Source organism: Chamaesiphon sp. OTE_20_metabat_361 (assembly GCF_031364565.1).
Map to the genome: position 1 here is coordinate 1 of NZ_JANLWO010000467.1, position 16313 is coordinate 16313.

General features: G+C 46.8%; 13 protein-coding genes. 6 read left to right on the forward strand and 7 right to left on the reverse strand.

All coding sequences use genetic code 11. The features are described 5' to 3' along the window. Positions 1 to 286: 286 nt before the first annotated feature. The 4 genes from RMO35_RS13675 to RMO35_RS13690 form a co-directional block, all read right to left on the reverse strand. Entirely contained in the window at positions 287 to 2950 is a 2664-nt protein-coding gene (locus RMO35_RS13675; protein WP_309741852.1) for an MBL fold metallo-hydrolase, read from the reverse strand. A gap of 56 nt (positions 2951 to 3006) precedes the next feature. Further along, positions 3007 to 3258: a DUF4351 domain-containing protein gene (locus tag RMO35_RS13680; RefSeq protein WP_309741853.1), complete on the reverse strand. Its 252-nt coding sequence runs from the start codon at positions 3256 to 3258 to the stop codon at positions 3007 to 3009. Positions 3259 to 3618: 360 nt separating this feature from the next. Continuing rightward, positions 3619 to 3957 (reverse strand): hypothetical protein, encoded by a 339-nt coding sequence (locus tag RMO35_RS13685; protein WP_309741854.1) that lies wholly within the window; start codon positions 3955 to 3957, stop codon positions 3619 to 3621. Positions 3958 to 4078: 121 nt separating this feature from the next. Beyond that, on the reverse strand, positions 4079 to 4804 hold the full coding sequence (locus RMO35_RS13690; protein ID WP_309741855.1) for a class I SAM-dependent methyltransferase: 726 nt from the start codon (positions 4802 to 4804) through the stop codon (positions 4079 to 4081). A gap of 453 nt (positions 4805 to 5257) precedes the next feature. Between RMO35_RS13690 and RMO35_RS13695 the strand changes: the two genes are divergently transcribed. The 5 genes from RMO35_RS13695 to RMO35_RS13715 all read left to right on the forward strand — a co-directional run bounded on the left by RMO35_RS13695 (position 5258) and on the right by RMO35_RS13715 (position 9771). Continuing rightward, a complete protein-coding gene (locus RMO35_RS13695; RefSeq protein WP_309741856.1) occupies positions 5258 to 5704 on the forward strand; it encodes a SufE family protein in 447 nt (148 codons plus the stop codon). 10 nt (positions 5705 to 5714) lie between these two features. Next, complete coding sequence (locus RMO35_RS13700; protein WP_309741857.1) at positions 5715 to 6710, forward strand: GTP-binding protein; 996 nt, start codon at positions 5715 to 5717, stop codon at positions 6708 to 6710. A gap of 14 nt (positions 6711 to 6724) precedes the next feature. Next, the gene (locus RMO35_RS13705) at positions 6725 to 7855 is read left to right on the forward strand and encodes a GTP-binding protein (protein WP_309741858.1); all 1131 of its coding nucleotides are present in this window, start codon (positions 6725 to 6727) and stop codon (positions 7853 to 7855) included. Positions 7856 to 7910: 55 nt separating this feature from the next. Beyond that, the gene (folE, locus tag RMO35_RS13710) at positions 7911 to 8549 is read left to right on the forward strand and encodes a GTP cyclohydrolase I FolE (RefSeq protein ID WP_309741859.1); all 639 of its coding nucleotides are present in this window, start codon (positions 7911 to 7913) and stop codon (positions 8547 to 8549) included. Positions 8550 to 8793: 244 nt separating this feature from the next. Then, entirely contained in the window at positions 8794 to 9771 is a 978-nt protein-coding gene (locus RMO35_RS13715; RefSeq protein WP_309741860.1) for a GTP-binding protein, read from the forward strand. 136 nt (positions 9772 to 9907) lie between these two features. Here the strand turns inward: RMO35_RS13715 and RMO35_RS13720 are convergent, their stop codons facing one another. Next, positions 9908 to 12385 carry a CHAT domain-containing protein gene (locus tag RMO35_RS13720; RefSeq protein WP_309741861.1) on the reverse strand — a complete coding sequence of 826 codons (2478 nt, stop codon included), beginning with the start codon at positions 12383 to 12385 and terminating at the stop codon, positions 9908 to 9910. Between the two features lie 130 nt (positions 12386 to 12515). Here RMO35_RS13720 and RMO35_RS13725 point away from each other — a divergent pair, with 130 nt between their 5' ends. Continuing rightward, complete coding sequence (locus tag RMO35_RS13725) at positions 12516 to 13136, forward strand: Uma2 family endonuclease (protein ID WP_309741862.1); 621 nt, start codon at positions 12516 to 12518, stop codon at positions 13134 to 13136. A gap of 80 nt (positions 13137 to 13216) precedes the next feature. On the opposite strand, the gene RMO35_RS13730 is transcribed toward RMO35_RS13725, so the two are convergent. Then, complete coding sequence (locus tag RMO35_RS13730; protein ID WP_309741863.1) at positions 13217 to 14395, reverse strand: RNA-guided endonuclease TnpB family protein; 1179 nt, start codon at positions 14393 to 14395, stop codon at positions 13217 to 13219. 111 nt (positions 14396 to 14506) lie between these two features. Beyond that, a complete protein-coding gene (locus RMO35_RS13735; RefSeq protein WP_309741864.1) occupies positions 14507 to 16225 on the reverse strand; it encodes a ShlB/FhaC/HecB family hemolysin secretion/activation protein in 1719 nt (572 codons plus the stop codon). Between the last annotated feature and the right edge of the window lie 88 nt (positions 16226 to 16313).

A 16313-nucleotide genomic window follows, 5' to 3' on the forward strand; every position in this document is an offset into this window, starting at 1 on the left:
GCAGCGTTTGCGCGTTGCGGTAAACGAGACCTGCACCCAGCAATCAGCCCTGTTGATACCTGGATATAGTGGGCCCTTCGGGGCATACTCGGAGCTATCAGAGCGGGCAAGCCAAAGAGATCATCGTGGCTGCTCCGCGCCGTCCGCAGCGACGGTCTTCACCCACGCAAGGCGGCGTTAAGCAGACGCAAGTGCGATTTTAAGTTTCATGAGTTCTATCGATACAGCCAACGAAGCGCCCACGGTCACCGACTATCGCGACGATATTCAGGCCGCCAGCGCCGCCTTACGAACTACCATCGCCGAAACCGAAGGGCCGCTGCCGCCTGCCTGGGTAGTGGAATTCATGCTGCGCAGCTGGCGCCGCTACATGGTGCTGGTGCATCACGACAGCGGCGCCAACAGCGCCGCCTGGGCACGCGCCATCGATATCGCGTTTATATAGGGGACTTTCTTCCCCGCGACAGAGATAACCATCGAAAAACTCACATACCGCACAACAATCTATACCACTGGCGATCGCACTTTCCACCGCCATCGACTTATGACTGGCGGGTTTGAGCATCAATCCGCCTTTAGTCCATTTAGCAGAAAGTAACCCCGTTGCGGCTAAATGTTGCCAGCGGGGATCTTCGAGAACGCTATCGGCAATTCGCAGCCACGCACCATCGAATTCGGCTTCGATTTCGACTTCAAATTCTTGTCCCGCATCTACGCGTGCTACTTGGGCTTTGGAGAGGTGTTCGGGTGCTTCGCCGAAGGTAATGGTATCGCCAACTTCGGGGATGTGAATCCAATATTTATCCCGCAAGTCGCCAGCGCGAGAGAGTTCGTGGAGGGCGGATGGGGAACCGTGAATTAGGATCAGGTGTTGGGGATTGACGCGGTGGATGACTTGGGTAATTCCGACTCGATCGGCATGAGCGGACAGATTGAAGCGTTGAATCTTGGCTCTGACTGTGAGCGGGGTTCCGTCGAGTTCGATTTCGCTTCCTGGCTCTAGGCTTTGCAAAAAGCGTCCTGGGGATTCTTCGTCGGTATAGCCGGAGATAAAAACGGCGGCATTTTCCCGTTCTAATAAGATTTTAGCGTAGCCGATACTCGCTCCACCCGTCAACATGCCGGAACTGGCAATAATTACTGACGGGTGGGCGATCGCGAGGGGGCGTTCTTTATGGGAGGCGATCGAGATGATGCGTGGTGAGGATTTTTCGCTAAAGAAGGGGGACTGGGTTTTGGCGAAGTTTTGGACGGCGGCGGGGAGTAATTCTAGTTGCGTTTGGAATAAGTCGGTGACTTCGCGGACTAAGCCATCGATGTAGACGGGGACATTGACGCTATGGAATAGGGCACTGGTGCGGATGGCGAGAATAATCTCTTGTGCGCGTCCGAGTGCAAAGGCGGGAATTAAGACATTACCACCATTCGCGACGACTTCGACGATCGCTTTAATCAGATCGCTCTCTTGGGTGCGTCTGGAAGGGTGGGTATCGGAGCCATAGGTAGATTCGGTGATTAAGATGTCCGCCTGGGGTAAATCGGCCAGTTTCAAGCCCTCTGCGGTGCGGCTGCTGGTGGTATTGTAGTCGCCCGTATAGAGGATCGATCGATTGCCGTACTCCATGTAGATGCAAGCTGCGCCGACGATATGCCCAGCATGAATGAACCGCACGGTTAATCCTGGTAAGGGGGAAAAGTCCACGCCGACGGGTTGAGTTTGCAGGGTGAAGAGGGTTCGATCGAGATCGTCGGCGGTAAATACCTGTCCGAAATCTTCATTACCCTGTTTTTGCTGCGCCGCCTGCACCTTCAAACCATCAGTGAGCATCACATGGGCGATTTCTCGCGTACCGTGGGTACAAATCATCGGCACCTCTGGAAAGTCCCGATGGAAGATCGGCAACGCGCCGATATGATCGAGGTGTGCGTGCGTAATTAGGATTAAATTAGGACGTTCTAATAACTCAAACGCTGGTAACGGATCGCTCCCTTTCGGGCGAGTCCCCGCATCCATCACGATTTCATACGGCCCAATTTGCACCCGAAAACAAGACGCACCAATGCCTCTGGCTGCACCCAATGGGGTGACAATTAACCTGTCAAGATATTTATCGCCTTCTGCTGCTAATTCTCCCGTCTCCCCATCCCCCAGTCCCCCCGTCTCTCCATCAGTGAGCGTAGCCGAACTGCCAAACTTACTCTGATGTGGATACGCGTAAACTCGCGCCACCTTCGTCCGCGCATTTACCTGGACTCTGGCACGCAGATCTAAGGGAACTAAACTTTGTGCTTCCCATTCCCAGGTTGGTTCCTTAACTCTAGTGAGGGATAGTTCCCAGTCCCGTTCGTTCAGCTCCTGATTTAGGGCTGCTAGCGCGAGCGATTTAATTTCACTCGATCGAGCATTATCTGGATTTCGAGGCTTGTGAATGGTCTTAGGGGCAACACTGGGCAGAGATTTAGTTACCGCTGCGGCTGCTAAATTGTCGAGCTGTTCGGCTGAAATAATCTCCAGTGTCATCCCCACGCGCTGGGCGACAAATTGCCACAATTGCCCAGATTTGACAGCAGGAGGCGGATCGAACAGTGTCGGACGGATCGTTGGTTCGCCGGGACGCTCGATTTTAAGCGAGACGGTATTGTGCTTGCGACTGACTTGATTGGTTCTACCCACACAAAGGAATCGATCGCCTTCAAGCGCGCTAGGAGCATGTTCTTCAATGATTTGCAACCGCGTAATATTCCCATCGGTTTGCATAATCGGGATAACGCGCCATTGTCTGCTCCCTGCGCCGATACTGACATCTCCCAATGGTGCAGCGCGAAACTGACAACCATCGGGGGTCATTAATACTAGTTTGTTAGAATCGCGATCGTCGGGGGCGATAATGCCACTAACGGTCATTTCACAATATTGTTCGAGTGAAATTTCGAGCGTGTTAGTGGACATAGGAGTGTCAGGGGGTGGAGGAGGATGTTGTTGGCGCGATCGTCCAAACTTATGCCTTATTGTATACCTCTGGGCGATTTGTCTAACCAAGCTGTCAAATCGGTGGCGGTATTGAAATCTAATAGTGCGTCGCCTAGAGATTCTATGTTCTCTAGAGACAGATTATTTATCAGCGCGATCGAGTTAGGATCGAGTGTGCCTAACTTACGCGTTAACATTCTAATTATTAAGGATTTCCCTTCTTCACTACGACCTTTTTGAGTAGCAATATCGATTTGTTCGAGATATAATGGTGATAAATTCATCATTAACTCCGTTTCTTCTGGTGCTTTATTTTGTTTATTTTATAGAACGATCTTCAAGTTGGAAAATAGTTCTAGTGCATTTTGACGGTAGGGGCTATCTGTTGGTAAACGAACTATTTCCGCGATCGCTCGAATCTGGAATAGAGCTAAATTTCTTCCCAAGTTTTTGCTGAGATAAAACGGCTTAAATGGTTGACATTAGTTGTCGAGATCGTGACGTTATGACCTTCTAATTGAATTAACACTGCTTGAGCGGCAAGAATTACATCTCCATCGTTGGCGTAGCCTACCTTTAGGTAAATGAATTAGCTTTAGGATCTGTAACCATTCCCAATATTCCAGTATCTAATAATACGATCTGGCTCATGGAAATAGGGGTCGATTGCTAATTCTATCTGCATCCAAAGCTTGATGCAAGAATTCCCAAGTTTCTAAGTGTTCTTCTGAGTCACCCTCATCTTCCCACGATTGCAGCAATCGATTCTCCACGGGAGAGGCTTCGCCAACGAGCGATGGTGGTTGATTCGCTTCAATTTGCCGCATAGCTTTTTCCCAAGCTGCGGCTGGAAAATTTCGATCTACCTGGAATGGGATAGGATCGGTTTTCTCGTCAGGAATAGTAGCCTGGATAGCTTGGATGAGGTGAATTCGCTCTTCAACACTCATGGCTTTGATTTGGTCTAAAGTAACTGAGAGATCCATCTCGATCGACCTCAATAGCTGGTTGTCCCCTAATTATAATCTATGGTCGATCGATCTATTTAGCTAGTTTTTTTTGCTTATTTACTTTTAGCTCTGTTCGTTTTCATCTAGTTGATATCGATTACGGCTTACCAAAAAAGAAGAGATGCTGCTGAGGTAAAACACTTTCATTTTTCAGCAACTTTAATCCTACAGCCTTCATTTCGCGCTCGATCTGTTTTTGCGTAGTCTTGTGGTGTGGCTTGATGAAAACTTTCGGATCTTCACCGCGATATTCTGTCAACACGATGCGTCCGCCTGGTTTAAGTGCTGAGACAATCCCCGTCATCATTTCTTGAGGATAACCGAACTCATGATAGGCATCAACCATGATGGCGAGATCGATACTTTCGGGAGCTAGTTCGGGACTTTGTTCGTTACCCAGTTGGGTTTGAATATTGGCGATCTTAGCTCGATCGATCCGCCGTTTCAATAGTTCGATCATTTCTGGCTGCACATCGACAGCTAATACTTTGCCATCCGGCACCTGTTGCGCGATGAGCTGCGAAATATAGCCCGTACCTGCCCCAATATCGGCTACAACGTCTGTAGATTTGAGTCCCAATGCTGCGACCATTTGCTGGGGTTGTTCCTCTGTAGCGCGATCTGGACGCTCTAACCAACCTGCACCTTGATGTCCCATCACCTGAGCGATTTCTCTACCCATGTAGACTTTGCCCGTACCGTCGAAGCTGGGTTGTCGATAGCTGTAGTATTTAGACTGGATGAGTGCAGTGCTGGGCTGAGTGGCGATTTGCCACCAGATTAGGCAAGAAATTAAAATTTTAAAGAGCTTTTTAGTCGGCATCGATCGAGTCAAATTTATGGGAATAGATTATGTCAGCAAACTTTATTATAGAATCGAACGTCTAGAAGATGTGTGACTATAATTTAGCTCGATCGCGGTACCAATCGAAAGAGCTTTGAGTATGATTAAATTACCAAACAATCGATCGATTTAGGTACCATTTACTTCATACTGACAAAACCAAGAGCTAAAATTGCGATCGCAACATTGGGAGATCGTGCTAGACCCGCAACTGGTCTTCACTGTCTCGGGCAATTTTTACTTACTTGCAAGCATGTGGACTCGATCGAAAACAGACCTAGTGGCGACATATCGATCGATCGATGTCCTCCTCGTAGGTCTACCTGATGGGAATGCCAGAGGCGATTATCATTCTATCTGTTAAATTAGGCGAAGATCCGATATCATGATAATGATTATCATTATTTTCAGAATGGTTCGCCTCAGATTGATATGTCGCCACTCTCCCAGCCACTACCACCCGCATTGGAGCGAATCATCCAACGTTTCCAACAAATATCCGAGTCAAAACGGCGGTATGAGTACCTGCTGCAATTTGCCAAACGGCTTCCACCGTTCCCCGAAGACCAGAAAATCCCTAAGAACCGAGTTAGCGGCTGTGCATCGCAAGTTTATGTAATTGCGACGGTTGCTGCGGGAAAGGTCAGTTTTCAGGGCGATTCCGATGCCCAAATCACGAAGGGATTGGTAGGTTTATTAGTGGCAGGATTGGATGGGTTGACTCCTACCGAAATCATGGAATTAACACCGCATTTTATTCAACAAACTGGACTAGATGTCAGCCTGACTCCCTCTCGTGCTAATGGGTTTTACAATATTTATCAGATGATGCAAAAGAGAGCATTAGTTTGTCACTTGACGGAGACTTATTCGCATTAAGGAGACAAGTATGTCCAATTTAGTCGCACAGAGTTGTCTAGATTCAGTGTTGAAGTCTCAAGCTGAAATACCTGTGACGATCGTGACGGGTTTTCTGGGGAGTGGTAAAACAACACTGCTCAACCACATTCTCAATAATCGGCAGGGTTTGAAAGTTGCTGTAATTGTAAATGAGTTTGGAGACATCGATATCGATTCACAGTTATTGGTAGCGGTGGATGAAAACATGGTGCAATTAGCTAATGGTTGTATTTGCTGTACGATTAATCAAAGTTTAGTTGATGCGCTTTGGGCTATTGTAAGTCGGACTGAATCGATCGATTATCTGGTAATTGAAACGACAGGAATTGCCGATCCATTGCCGATTGTACGGAGTTTTACCACGACAGATTTACAGCAGGTGACTAGGCTTGATGCGGTGCTGACGGTGGTAGATGTAGAATCATTTACATCTGAGCATTATCATAGTGAAGCTGCATTAAACCAACTGATTTTTGGCGATATTATTCTGTTAAATAAGACCGACTTAGTTACTGCTGAAGTTGTCAATGAGTTGGATAATTATATTCGATCGATCGCCCCAAAAGCTAGAATTATTACTACTCAACATGGGCGAGTATCATTACCATTAATTCTAGATGTGGGAGTTAATACTACTCTCAGATCGTCCAAATCGAGTCACGAGCATTCTCATCATCTAGAAAATGATGGATTCATCGCAGTTTCATTTGAGAGCGATCTCCCGCTAATTCTACCTAAGTTTCAGGACTTTCTCGACCGATTACCTTCAGATATTTATCGAGCTAAAGGTATGCTCAAATTTCAGGGTAGTAAATTGCGTCATGTCTTGCAAATGAGTGGTAAAAGGTATGAAATGAAAAGCATTCCTGTAGGAAAATTTGCCAATCGTTCGCCGCCACCCAATGCTAATCAACTAGTATTTATCGGACGAAACTTGAACGCTGAGGCGATTAGAATGCAATTAACTGAATGCCTTGCTATTTAATTTAATAAATCTACATGACCCAAACAATAACGCATCCAGCCACAGCTAAGCTCGAAATTCCCAAACGAGGAATGCCTGTGACGATTATTACTGGTTTTCTAGGTAGTGGTAAAACTACGCTACTAAATCATATTTTGAGCGATAGACAGGGTTTAAAGGTTGCCGTATTAGTCAATGAATTTGGTGACATTAATATCGACAGTCAACTACTTGTATCGATCGATGAAGGGATGGTAGAGCTGAGTAATGGTTGTATCTGTTGCACCATTAATGAGGATTTAGTAGAAGCAGTTTACAAAGTGTTGGAGCGGGAAGATAAGGTTGACTACATGGTAATTGAAACTACTGGAGTCGCCGATCCGTTGCCGATTATTTTGACATTTCTGGGGACAGAGCTACGGGATATGACGCGATTGGATTCGATCGTGACGATGGTAGATTCAGAAACATTCACACCAGAACATTTTGATAGTGAAGCAGCATTCAAACAGATTACCTATGCTGATATTACGATTTTAAACAAGACAGATTTGGCAAGTGCCAAGAAGGTTTTGAGTGTGGAGACTTATATTAAGTCTGTCAAAGAAGGTGCGAGAATCCTGCATAGCGAACATGGAAAAGTACCCCTCAATCTAGTTTTGGATGTAGAGTACAATACCCCAAATGATTATGCAAATTTAGTTAAAGAAGAAATCGAGCAATCTAAGCAAGATAGTCATAAACATCATGCTCGCGAACACGCTAGTCATGAATCTCATGAGGCTCATCAACACGAACATGCACATGCACATGAAAAACACGATTCTCACAGTCACGAACATCATGCTCACGAGCACCATCATCACCATTCTAGTCACTTAGATAATGATGGTTTTGTCTCGATCGCATTTGAAGGAAATCGTCCTTTTGATGTCAAGAAATTTGAAACGTTCCTGCAACTGCATCTACCTTCAGAAGTTTTTCGAGCCAAAGGAATTTTATGGTTTACCAATAGTGAAGATCGGCACATTTTTCAACTTAGTGGTGCGCGGTTCAATCTCAATGGTGAGCCGTGGCAATCTGCACCTAAAAATCAGCTTGTGTTCATTGGGCGCAATTTAGATGCCGATAATCTTCGACAGCATTTAACGGATTGTTTTGCTTAACTCTTAACATTGCAATTCAATCTTCAATCTTTAATTAGTCAACCTAACATTCAAAATGACATTATCTATTTCACCTGACGATATGCGTAAGCAGCTCATTAGTACTGAATCCAAACCTCCCGTGTCTGAAGCAGAGATGCAGCAAGCAGTAAGAACACTGCTAATCGGGCTAGGTGAAGATCCAGATCGAGAAGGGCTGCTCGACACTCCCAAACGAGTCGTTAAGGCTCTTAAATACCTGACTTCTGGCTACAATCAATCGCTGGATGAATTGCTCAATGGAGCAGTATTTCATGAAGATGCAAATGAAATGGTATTGGTGCGAGATATCGATCTATTTAGCTCTTGCGAACACCATATTTTACCGATTATCGGACGCGCTCATGTTGCGTATATCCCAAATGGGAAGGTGATTGGTTTGTCTAAAATTGCTCGGATTTGTGAAATGTATGCCCGTCGGTTGCAAGTACAAGAGCGATTGACTTCCCAAATTGCTAATGCAATTCAGGGGTTGTTAAAGCCACAAGGGGTGGCGGTAGTGATTGAAGCAACTCACATGTGTATGGTGATGCGCGGGGTGCAGAAGCCTGGTTCTTGGACTGTGACGAGTTCGATGCAGGGTGTGTTTGCGGAGGAGGCTAAAACTCGTCAGGAGTTTATGGATCTCATTCGTCATCGGGCATCTTTTCATTAGGGGTTTTGGGGTGTATACCGACATCTTTAGAAATAAGCGAAGTTGGTGGGAATCCCCCTGTCTTGTCTCCCTAAACCGTCGGGGAACAGAGGCGTGCGGGAGCCGCTAAATCCCCCTTTTTAAGGGGGTTTGGGGGATTCAGATCTCTAAACGAAGTCCACCCGACTTGCGTGTTAGTGTCTTTGGGATAAGATAAACCGACTTCAGATAGCAAAAGTATCTTTTTTTAATATTCAATTTATTTATGCTAGACACACTCGATGCACCACCGCGAAAGTTGCCTGTAACGATCGTGACGGGATTTTTGGGTAGCGGTAAAACTACACTGCTCAATCATATAATTCAAAATTTTGAGGGCTATAAGGTTGCTGTTTTAGTCAATGAATTTGGGGAGATTAACATCGATAGTCAATTATTAGTTAAAGTTGGCAATGATGACGATAATAAAAACACGATCGAACTGACGAATGGCTGTATCTGCTGCACGATTAATGATGATTTTGCTGATGCTGTATATCGGATCTTGACTCGACGCGATCGAATTGATTATCTGGTAATTGAAACGACAGGTGTTGCCAATCCATTACCGATCGCCATGACGTTTTTAGGTACCGAGTTACGAGATTTTACACATTTAGATTCGATCGTTACTATCGTCGATGCGGAATCTTTTACACCGAGCGAACACTATAACAGCGATGTGGCGATCGACCAGATCTTTTGTGGCGATATTATTATCCTCAATAAAACCGATTTAGTTTCTGAGGAAAAAGCAAATAAGGTCGAAGACTTTTTGAAGTCTGTTAAAGAAGGAGCGCGAATTTTACGATCGACACATAGCATAGTTCCACTATCTCTGCTGCTCGATACCAATCTTGCCGATCCAGGTTTTTTTAATGAAAGTTTAGCAAATTCTGAATCGGGTTCTCAGCATCTGAATAATGACGGCTTTATGTCAGTATCCTTTCAAAGCAATCGCTCAATTGTGTTGAAAAAGTTTCAACAGTTTCTCGATTATCAACTACCAGAAAATGTATTCCGAGCAAAAGGAATTCTTTGGTTTGATGAAAGTCCACTCCGACATGTATTCCAACTGAGTGGTAAACGCTTCTCGATCGATGATAGTGAATGGACGACTCCACCGCAGAATCAAATAGTCTTAATCGGTCGCAAACTCGATAAACTTTTCCTGATGCAAAGTCTCAATAACTGTTTAGAGTAGCAGTGTTGGGTTCAGTTCGGCTCCGCTCAGCGAGCGGAGTCGAACTGAACCTCATATTTAAACTCGTTAGCAATTATGAAAAAATCAGAAACATGCGATGTCGTTATTGTCACCACTAAGGGAGATCTATATCAAGTCATAACCAATTACCCACCAAGACAAACGAAGCCCAATAGTAAGGATGTGAATACTGCTGTCGAGTCGCCCGTTGCGCTACCCGCAATGCTTCCGCCTTACTGACTCGATCGGGCTGAGTGATACTACCATAAAAGTGCTGCATCAACTTAGCCGTGGCGCGATCGTCCACCGACCACATCGAAGCTATAGTACTCCCCGCACCACTCCGAATCGCCGTCCCCGCCAAGCCGAGCGCCGCCCGCCTGTCTCCTGCTGCCGTCTCGCAGGCGCTCAATACCAACAGATCGATCGCACTGGCATCTTGCTTTAAAAGCGCTCTCAAGCGATTGAGATCGAGCGAGCGTCCCCCCTCAGTCACGATAAAAGTCTGACGCGGATCGGAGCTAAATCGCCCGTGGGTAGCCAGATGAATCATCGAATAAGAGTTACCCGCCAGCGCACGCTGGAGATTTGCGGGGGTAAAATCCCGTCCGACTAATGCGGTGGCTGTAACAAAGCGAGATTTAATTGCCTGCACTTCATCGACGGCGTAGGCTAATGGTTCATAAATATCTCCGCGCTTACTATTGGCAACGCTTGCCGAGTTACTGGTTAAGCCACCGATGAGAATACTGGGACTGTTGCCTACAGCTCGCTTTGCACCAAGAATTTGGAGTCCTGGCGTGACCGCGACTGGAAAAATATCGATCAGATATTCTTGACGCGATCGATCGTACAATGCCGCCACTGGGATATTTTGCAATGCCCCATCCATCACGAATACTAGCTGTGTGGTAGCAGGAGTCAGAGATGGTAGGGCGGGACGAATCAACCATTCGTACAGTTGGGAGGCGGCGGTGTCATTCCAACCGTATTGAGGTTGATTTAAATTCTGCCGAAACTGGGCGATCGTCCGTTCTAATTCACTGCGCCTGACAGGGACGACAAACCGTTGCAACTTATCATCCGGTAACTGCAAAATTACTTCCAATCGATCGGCTAAAATAACCGGATAAAATATTGCCGCGCCACGATCTTTCGCAAACCGTTCGATCGGTTTATACTCGCCGAGTTGACATTGCAAAAAGTTCTCTAGTTCTACCAATTTGAGCGCATTGACTCGATCGACAACTTTACCTAGATCTGGCTGGTGACGCAAGCTCAGATCGATCGATTCGCGGTACAGTGGCTCGACATTATCGCGGAGGGAAAATTGAGCGTCGGGATTGACAATCTGAAGATTGCGACGCGTGGTAGTCAAAGCGGCGATCGCTCGATCGTAAGCTGCTTGAGATTTGCTAAAATCTGGTTGGGTTTGATGCTGTAAAATTCGCCCTAATTGCCATTCCCACTGATATTGACGATCGTTCCCAGGCGCAGCAGCCAGCGAGATCGCCTGTTGGGTAAATGCGACCGCTGGCAACCACTGCTGTTGTTGCTCGTAGAGCCACCCCAGCGTCCCAGTAGCAGTGGTCAAAATCGATTTTTGAGGTTCTAGAGTGGATCGCCTAATTACGTCGTCGAGCAGCGATTGAGCGGCTTCCCATTGAGGTGGATTTGCCAGGGCTAAACTCCGAGCCAGATTAATCCTTTGGCTAAAGCTTTCGTATGTATGGGGTTGATTGGCTAGTTGCCGCTCGATTTGCTTGATTAACTCAGTTCGATCGAATTGCGCTTGCCAAGTATCGGCAATATTTCCAGTCTCCGCTCGGTGGCGCAGCCAGTCCGAGATGTCTACTTGGAGACTCAGTGCGTCGATATCGGCGGTAAGAGTTCGTGCTTGTTGATAACAGGCGATCGCGTATTGATAATATGTCGTAGCGGGTAAACTGCCCGTCGGCTGCATCGGACAAGTAAACTGATTGCTAGCAGGCGGTTGCAGTCGATCCGTTCGATCGCGATCGCGATTCCCCAAATCTCTCAATGTGTTGGCAATACTCACTAAAATCGGCGATCGATCCGCCGCGCTCAATGGTTTGGCAACTTCAAGCGCTTGCGATAGCGTCACTTGCGCCGCATCCAAATTTCCCAATAGACGTAATACATCCCCCAATTTCTCGATCGCGGAGGCTTGCAAAGCAGGCGGTAAATTAGTCTGCCCCATCCCAAAGTTCGTGGGAATCTCCGCTTCACAGGTACCCTCACTCACGCCCACAGTCCCCGTTAAAAGCTTACAAGCGCGGCGATCGAGTCCCATCGCGACGAGGGCTTGCGATTGATTGAGCTGGCTCCCAGCAACTCCCACGGGATCTCGCGCCAGACGATAGCCTGCTTCTGCTCGATCCCAGATTTTTAGTGCAGTCGGAAAATCCCCGCGATCGTATGCCATTTTACCCTGCTGGATTAAGGCAGCAGGAGTAGCTGCTCGGACATTGCTAACCCCATAGAGGACGTGAATTACTGCGATCGTTACCGATATGAAAAAGTATCCTAATCGCTTGGATATAGTACTCCCAACCGGAAATAATAAAGAGAGAATATGCCGTTTTTTGGTCATCGATCGGATTGCACTGCTGAATTAATTTTCCTTGGGAAAGTATATTGTAAGCTACAGCAACTACCAATTCGGTATAATTTAAATACGCTCAATAGTCCAAAGCTAATTCCGGCAAACGATTGGAGGTTTTATGACCGTCGCTTACTCGAATATTCCAGACACACTGCCCCTTAATCTCAGCACTCTCCAACTCACTGATGAGCAGTTTTATCACCTCTGTATCGCCAATCCCGAACAACCGCTCGAATTAACCGCAGCCGGAGTACTTATTGTCGTGTCACCAGTAGGCGGAGAAAGTGGAAACAAGGAACTAGAGTTAGGAACAGATATCACTATTTGGAACCGAACTGCTGAGTTAGGAAAAGTATTTAGTTCTTCGACGATTTTCAAGCTCCCACTAGGTAGCCAACGATCGCCTGATGTTGCTTGGGTAGAGTTATCGAGGTGGAATGCTTTAACTGAAGAAAATCGCCAAAAGTTTCCGCCGCTGGCTCCAGATTTTATCATTGAGCTACGTTCGCGCACGGATAAATTGCCAGAATTACAAGCCAAAATGGTTGAATATCGAGATAATGGCGTGCGGTTAGGGTTATTAATTAATTCTCAAGATCGTCAGGTGGAAATCTATCGGCTAGGTAGAGAAGTTGAAATTCTGCCAGCTCCAAGCTCGTTGGTCGAAGACCTGCCTTTGGCAATCGATTGTGGAGACGTGCTGCCTGGATTCATCCTCAATCTCGATCGAATTTTATAAAGTAAAGTTGCGAAGTTAGATTGTTAAACTTTTGACATCCACCCCGCCGTAGAACGGGCGGGGATTCCCTAGCTTCGCAACTAAGGTTTCTGCTTCTTTCCCTTTCGGGGTTTCGCACCAGCCTTCACAGATTTACTCTGTTCTGGTCTTACGGTCGCTCCACAGACTGAAACGGCTAGCCCAGCCGCCAAAATATTATGTGCTGCATTGATATCGCGGTCATGGTTAGTTCCACATTTAGGACATTCCCACTCTCTGATATTCAATGGCATCTTATCTACGATATGCCCGCAATTTCCGCACCTTTTAGAGCTTGGGAACCATCGGTCAATTTTAATCAGTTCTCGCCCATACCACTCGCATTTGTAAGCGAGTTGACAAATCAATTCGCCCCAACTAGCATCGAAGACAGCAAGGGCAAGTTTATGGTTCTTGACCATGTTTGTGATAGCTAGATCCTCAACTACGATCGTTTGGTTTTCACGAACCAGTTGAGTTGTCAGCTTGTGCAAAAAATCTTTCCTAGCATCGGTCATGGCAGCGTGGACTCTAGCCACTTGCGCTCTCGCTTTATATCGGTTGTTACTCCCTTTTTGCTTACGAGACAACACCTTTTGCACTCGTTTCAACTTCTTGCGAAGTTGTTTAAAGTGTTTGGGATTAGCAATTTTATCGCCGTTACTGGTGGCAATCAAACTGGTTATCCCCACGTCTAGTCCGATAGACTTATCGGACTTAGGCAATTGGGCCATATTGGTATCCACCAGCAAGGAAGCAAACCAGCGACCATTAGCTTCCAACTTAATGGTAATAGTGGATGGCTCACAGTCTTCGGGCAAATCTCTACTCCACCTAATCGGCAAGGCTTGAGTACATTTAGCCAGAAATACTTGACCGTCTTTCCATCGGAAAGCTGCCTTTGTAAATTCAGCACTACCGCCACTATGCTTCTTCTTAAAGTTAGGATACTTTGCTCGTCCAGCCCAGAAGTTGCCAAACGCCTTTTGAAGGTGTCTCAATCCCTGCTGGAGCGGTACGGAGCTAACCTCATTGAGAAAGTCAAGGTCTTCTTGCTTTTTCCATTGAGTAAGCATCGACGACGTTTTCACATAGTCAACTCGCTCTTGCCTTTGATACCATGCTTCCGTTCTTTCTGCCAAAGCCTTGTTATAGACTAGACGGCAACATCCCATCGTCCGCCGCAAGATAGATTCTTGCTCGGTGGTTGGGTAAAAGCGGTATTTAAAAGCTTTTTGCATCTTTAACATTATAGTATGTTAAACGCAAATACTCTATTTCATTTCACAGACGATTGGAAAAGTCGATAAAAAATAGTATCGCGGCGCATGAGAATAAATCGATAGTTTAAGTTAGGGGAAATAGCGCAGGGAAAAATACAAGCCGTTATCTTGCCATGAGTTTTTTTGAACCGCAGCATTAACTAAAGGAATTCCCCAATCGATCCGCGCACTGAGATTATCGCTGCGCCATTGCAATCCCAACCCGGTAGAAAGCAGCGTATTTCCGCCAAGGTTTGCACGATTAGTATTATTCCACACTGTTCCCACATCGATAAATGGGGCAACTTGGAAGACACTATTATTGCCATTCCCGATCGGTAATTGCAACTCTATCGAAGCAAATGCACCATTGTCCGCGAGTAAAGCATCCTGACGATAGCCGCGCACTGTAGTTTGTCCGCCCACCGAAAACTGTTCGAGCGCAACTAGCGATCGATCTGCCAATTGCACCCGTCCCTGAATAATTAAATCCGTATTCCTTGCCAACTGTTTCAGCCAGCGCCCTTGCCCTTGCCAGGACACAAATCGACTATCGGGAGCATCATTATTAATCGTTGCATTGAAGGCACCAAACCCGACATTTACCTGACTCCTAAATGCCAAAACCGATCGACTATCTCGGTAGGTATACTCTTGCCCGAACCGCAGGGCTGAAACCCCAATTCGCCCGTTATTATCGGCACCGGGACTGAGCGGGTAGGGTGTATTCCCCAGCGCACTCGTACTCTCTAATTTAGAGCCAGTCAGACTCAGCGCAAATTCTTGGGTAGAGTCTTGCTGGGCGCGACGCAACAGGGGTTGGCGGACGCTGACTTCGGCATAGCGAGAATTGGTGGTAATATCGAGCGAGCGATAGGGTTCTTCGATAATCCGGCTATTAGTCCCACCCAGATTGGCGCTCAGAGTGGTCTGGGAGTTGCTCAGAGGCACGGTATAACTGACATCGATTCCGTTACTACCATCGGTATTACTATAGGCAAGAATGACCCGATCGCCCCATCCGGTGAGGCTGGCTTCGCTAATTTGACCCCGACGTTGCCAACTGCCGATACTCGGCGGACGGTAGTTATTTGTGGCAATTTCACTCGTAAAAGTTGGATTTTCGGTAACTTTAATTTCGAGGAGATTGGTACCGGGTTGGATGCCGCTAGATAGTTCGGCGGCGATGCTCCCAATTAGCGGATCTTGCTGCAACAATCGCAATCCTTCAATCAGGCGGTCGTTGTTCAAGGGCTGGCTGGTGGCCAATGCTAGCCGCGATCGAATGTATTCGGGGTTGAGCCGTTTGGTACCCGTAACTCGGATATCTTCGAGCTTGCCTTCCACGATTTGAATCCTCACTACCGCACCATCGATCGCGAGTGTCTGTCCGGTGGGAATATATGCGCCACTAGTGAGATACTGGCGATCGAGATACAGTTTTTCGATCGCATTTTTAGCAGCTTGGAGTCTATCAAATGTGACTTCACCGATAAATGGTTGGGTGATTTTTGCTAATTCTCGATCGCTAAATACCGTACTCCCGATTACTTCATATCTAAGTACTTTAATTCGCTCTGTCGTTGGTGTCGGCAGGTTTGGAGGTGTTGCCCTCGGCGGTGTCAGGGGGACTGGTTGGACGGGTAAAGTACTCGGAATCGGCTGGGGCAATCGCTCGATCTGCGGCGGTGCGGGAGGATTGGTTTGGGCGGATGCAGATAGTACTGAGAAATTGAGTCCGATGACAACGGGAATGCCGATCCAGATCGCGCGATGTAGGGAGACGGGGGAAGGGTTGAAAATTTTCAATTGATGCTCGGCTAAAGTGTGAGTACAGCAGGATAAGCGATTATTTTTTCATCTGCTGTTAGTAATGGAATCCCTGACAGGATGGAAG

Coding starts and splice junctions, on each gene's coding strand:
- RMO35_RS13675 (WP_309741852.1), bottom strand. CDS start 2,950: ATGTCCACTAACACGCTCGAAATTTCACTCGAACAATATTGTGAAATG.
- RMO35_RS13680 (WP_309741853.1), bottom strand. CDS start 3,258: ATGATGAATTTATCACCATTATATCTCGAACAAATCGATATTGCTACT.
- RMO35_RS13685 (WP_309741854.1), bottom strand. CDS start 3,957: ATGGATCTCTCAGTTACTTTAGACCAAATCAAAGCCATGAGTGTTGAA.
- RMO35_RS13690 (WP_309741855.1), bottom strand. CDS start 4,804: ATGCCGACTAAAAAGCTCTTTAAAATTTTAATTTCTTGCCTAATCTGG.
- RMO35_RS13695 (WP_309741856.1), top strand. CDS start 5,258: ATGTCGCCACTCTCCCAGCCACTACCACCCGCATTGGAGCGAATCATC.
- RMO35_RS13700 (WP_309741857.1), top strand. CDS start 5,715: ATGTCCAATTTAGTCGCACAGAGTTGTCTAGATTCAGTGTTGAAGTCT.
- RMO35_RS13705 (WP_309741858.1), top strand. CDS start 6,725: ATGACCCAAACAATAACGCATCCAGCCACAGCTAAGCTCGAAATTCCC.
- folE (WP_309741859.1), top strand. CDS start 7,911: ATGACATTATCTATTTCACCTGACGATATGCGTAAGCAGCTCATTAGT.
- RMO35_RS13715 (WP_309741860.1), top strand. CDS start 8,794: ATGCTAGACACACTCGATGCACCACCGCGAAAGTTGCCTGTAACGATC.
- RMO35_RS13720 (WP_309741861.1), bottom strand. CDS start 12,385: ATGACCAAAAAACGGCATATTCTCTCTTTATTATTTCCGGTTGGGAGT.
- RMO35_RS13725 (WP_309741862.1), top strand. CDS start 12,516: ATGACCGTCGCTTACTCGAATATTCCAGACACACTGCCCCTTAATCTC.
- RMO35_RS13730 (WP_309741863.1), bottom strand. CDS start 14,395: ATGCAAAAAGCTTTTAAATACCGCTTTTACCCAACCACCGAGCAAGAA.